The 4,027-nt window shown below is 72.9% G+C and carries 4 protein-coding genes; 1 reads left to right on the top strand and 3 read right to left on the bottom strand.

What is annotated here, in order from left to right; genetic code table 11:
- The 3 genes from ACRX5S_RS02795 to ACRX5S_RS02785 all read right to left on the bottom strand — a co-directional run.
- The coding region (locus ACRX5S_RS02795; RefSeq protein WP_436771054.1) for a caspase family protein at window positions 1–689 on the bottom strand (689 nt) is incomplete at its 3' end.
- On the bottom strand, window positions 690–1,259 hold the full coding sequence (locus tag ACRX5S_RS02790; RefSeq protein WP_436771053.1) for an effector-associated constant component EACC1: 570 nt from the start codon (window positions 1,257–1,259) through the stop codon (window positions 690–692).
- A gap of 79 nt (window positions 1,260–1,338) precedes the next feature.
- Window positions 1,339–2,928 (bottom strand): protein kinase domain-containing protein, encoded by a 1,590-nt coding sequence (locus ACRX5S_RS02785; protein ID WP_436771052.1) that lies wholly within the window; start codon window positions 2,926–2,928, stop codon window positions 1,339–1,341.
- A 146-nt stretch (window positions 2,929–3,074) separates the two neighbouring features.
- Between ACRX5S_RS02785 and ACRX5S_RS02780 the strand changes: the two genes are divergently transcribed.
- Window positions 3,075–4,027, top strand: a 953-nt coding sequence (locus ACRX5S_RS02780) for a hypothetical protein (protein WP_436771051.1), incomplete at its 3' end; no start/stop codon positions are given.

Below are 4,027 nucleotides of genomic sequence, written 5' to 3'. Positions count from 1 at the left end.
CCCCCCCCCCCCCCCACCGGGCGGTCGCGGGCGCGCAGGCGCTGGTCCAGGTGCTCGTAGAGCAGTTCCAGGCTGATGACGTCCGGGCCGTTCGGGATGCCTTCGCGCAGCAGTTCGAGCAGTTCGCCGGTGAACGCGGTGTAGCGCTCGTTCGCGGGGGCGAGCGAGGCGATGTCGCGGGCGGACGAGGTGAGCACGTACGTGCCCTCGACGATCGCCTGCCGCGCGAAGTCGTCGGGGTCGCCGCGCATGTAGGGCATGGCGGCGCGGCCGCTGTAGCAGCAGTCCAGGATCACCACGCGGCGCTGTGCGGCACTGCGCATCACCGCCCGCCGGATGTGCTGGTACGACAGCGCGGTGTAGCCCGCCAGTTCCTTCGACCTCCGCAGCGCGAGGTGCAGGTCGGGGCTGTCCGAGTCGAGCAGGCCGTGGCCGGCGTAGTAGACGACCAGCGTGTCGCGGGCCTCGCGTGCGGCGGCGGCGACCGCGCCGACGACGTCCTCCGCCTCCTCGGGGTCGATGACGGTACGGCACGACTCCGGTTCCAGGCCCCAGAGTTCGGGCGCACAGAAGGCCGCGCGCAGGCCCTCGACGTTGCGGGCGACCGCCGGGATCTCGGGGAGGAAGGCGTACGACGCCGCGCCGATGACCACCGCGCGGGAGGTCGAGGGGTCGGGCAACTGCTGCACCTAGCGGTCCTCGCCGTCCGGGCCGTCCGGGCCGTCCCGGTGGGCGTCGCGTCGGGCGTCACGGCTGCCGGAGTCGCTGCCCTGGAGGTCGTGTCCTAGGGCCTCGTCACCCTCCGGGACGGATCCGCCTTGTGCGCCCGAGCCTGTGTCGGCGCTCGCGTCGGGGTCGGCGACTTCCGCTTCCGGGGCACTGTCCGCGTCCGCAGTATCGGGGCGCGACACCGGATCGGCCGCGATCTGGAGGAACGCCGCGAGCCGCCGTACGTCGTCGTCGGACGCCCCGCGCAGCGTGATCGTCGCGCCCCCCTGGTTGAGCTCCAGCGTCGGTGGTTCGCCGCGGCCGCGCCGCCAGGCCGCGATGGCCAGGGCCAGGTCGGCCGCGCCGATGGCGCCGCCTATGACGAGTTGCAGGACGTCCAGGATCGGGCCCATCTCGCCGTCCCGGGCCGTCCGCGACGACACCAGGCCCGGCGCCGTCCCGACGAGGAGGTCGTCCGCGGTCAACCACGATTGCAGTGACCGCAGTTCGCGTTCCGCGTCGGGGTGCTCGATCGTGATGTCCAGATTCATCGTAACTTCCTCACGGGTTTCCTCCCGGCCGGAGGCCGGGGACGGGCCCCGACGGCGGCCCGGACCGGGGTGCGGGCGGCTAGGGGTCGGTACGCGGGGACGGCGGCGACGACCGGGGCGTCAACCCGGGCGCGAGCCCCTGCGGACGCGCGGGCGAGCGGTACACCGGCCCGTGGACGGGCACTCCGGCGGTCCGGGGCGAAGTCCCTTCACCGGTACCGCCCGAGGCGCCTCCGGGCGCTCCGGCACGTGTCTCCGCCACCGGCGCGGGCGGGGACACAGCGGCGTCCGTGGCCTGTTCCGACAGGCGGTGGAACAGCTCGTCGGCGCGCCGAAGTTCGCCGAGTCCGGTGAGGCACCACGCGACCCAGTAGCGGCTCGCCAGCGTCAACGGGTGGTCGCTGCCGAGCAGATCCGCGCGCAGGTGCGCGATGTCCTCGTGCAGCCGTAGGGCCGCGACGTGCTCACCGCGCTGCGCGAGGGCGACGGCTTCGTGGAAGCGGCTGTCGACCCGCGCCGAGCGGTGGCGTCGGACCGGAACCCGTGGGCCACCGGTCGGCATGGCGGCACGCGGCTGGTGGTCCCCGACACGGCGGTACGTCGTCGCGGTCTGCTCGGTGGTGCGTTCGGCCGGATTCTCCGCGGGCGCCGCCACCCAGTCCTGCACTTCCGGGTCGGCGATCCACCACGGCCGCACGATGTTGTTCGTCTCGGCCTGCGGCACCTCGGCAGCCGCGACCGGCAGGCCGAGCGCACCGCGGAACGTGCGCTCCGCGGTGACCGCCGCCCGCTCCTCGTCCGCGGTGATCGGGGGCGGTGCGTCGTCGGGCAGGTCGGACACGATCGCGGCGAGCCGGGACGGCCGTACGCCCCACCCCGCGAGGATCCTCCCCACGCCGGACGCCATCAGCGTCCGGTGCAGCGGATCGCGGGAGAGCAACTGGTCGACAAGGGACGCGAGTTCGAGGGGTACGTCGACGCCGGGCACGGTTCGCAGCGACGGCGCGTCCGTGGAGACCTTCGCGAGGATGAGCGAGATCAACTGGCCCTCGGGCCGGAACGGCAGTACGCCGCCCACCATTTCGTACAGCAGGCAGCCAAGCGAGTAGAGGTCCGCAGACGGGCTCAGACCGTTGCCGAGGATCATCTCGGGGGCCATGTAGAGCGGTGTGCCGATCATCATGCCGCTCGCGGTGAGACGGCGGCTGGCGCCGACGTCCTTGGCGATGCCGAAGTCCATGATGACGACGCGGCCGTCGTCGCAGATCATGATGTTGCTCGGCTTGAGGTCGCGATGCACCACGCCGGTGGCGTGCGCCTCGGTGAGGGCGGCGCAGATCTGCGTACCGATGCCGCAGGCGTCCCGGTAGTCGAGTCGACCGTGCCGCAGCACCCGGTCGAGCGATCTGCCCTCCAGGAACTCCATGACCAGGAAAAGGTCGTCGCCGTCCTCGACGGCGTCGAACATCCGCACGATGTTGGGGTGGCTCAGCCCGGCGACGATGTGGAACTCCCGCATCAGGCGCTGCTGGTGGAACTCGTCGGCGTCGCCCGGCACTCCCAGCGCCTTCACCGCGACCCGCCGCCGCGCCCTGCGGTCGTACGCCACCCAGACCCGCCCGGAACCGCCTCGGCCGACGTGGTTTTCGAGTTCATACCGGTTGGCCACGACCCGCACGGCGATCCCCCCTGTGGTTGCCCAACCAGGGTGGCCCACGCACGGTCGTGCGGCAAGCAACTCCGGCCATGTGGCGCCACCGGCGCGCCGCCCCTCCCGAACACCCGCCCGACGCCGACCGGGTATCGTCGCACCGCATGGGTTTCGATACGAGCTTCCACCCCGTCGACCTGTCCATGGTGCGCGAACGCCTCCTCCCGTACATCGCCGGGACGGGCGACGACGGCGACCTGGACGACCTCCTGGACCGGGCCGTCGCGGTACGCCGTACGCGGTTCGAGGCCAAGCAGTGGGCGGTGGGGGCGATCCACGCCGCCAAGGGCCTGGGCGTGGACGCGTTCGACACCAGACTGCACGTGTGGGGCCGCCCGTTCTTCGTCACAGGGGACGACCCGGCGCAGGTGACACACGATGTGGGGCGCTACCTGGCCGCGACCCCCGACGAAGTCCCGGCCCTGGCACGCGAGATGCTCGGTCGCCTGCACCCCCGGCTGGCGGCGGAGACGACGCCGTCCACCGAGGGCGTCATCCCCGACGACGCCGCGCTGCGCGAGCACATGTCGTGGCGCATGCGGATCCTGCGTGCGGCCGGTGGCGCGCTGCGGAACGGGCGTTCGGTCGTACGGGATCCGGACACCGGGCGCGAGCACACGCCGGGCGACCTCATCGACAGCGAAGTCCCGTTCAGTGTCCTGGAGTTCGTGGCGATGTTCCATCCGGGCTGGATGTCGCGCGGCTACACCTGGCCGACGCGGGTGTGCGCGGAGGCGGGCGTCGACGACGTCGGCTTCGGCGCGCCGGTGCCGCTGTTCGACGCGCTGACCGAGGCGTTCCCCGGCCGCTCGTGGGTGGCGGCGCCCACGATCACGGGGAACTACGCGGTGGGCGGCCTCGTTCCGCCGCATGCGGTCGGCGAGGCCCGCGCCAACCTGCGCACGAACCGCGGCGCCCTGCTCGCCCCGGCGGAGGCGGACGGCTGGGGCGACAGCCTGGCCACGGACCTGGCCAAGACCGACGAGGCGCTGGCCTACGCGGAGGCCCACGGCTTCGCCTTCTGCGAGGCCACCGAGATCTACAGCGGTATGGAGGG

It is taken from the genome of Yinghuangia sp. YIM S09857 (assembly GCF_051388915.1).
Taxonomy (GTDB): domain Bacteria; phylum Actinomycetota; class Actinomycetes; order Streptomycetales; family Streptomycetaceae; genus Yinghuangia.
This window is presented reverse-complemented; position numbering and strand designations above follow the sequence as displayed.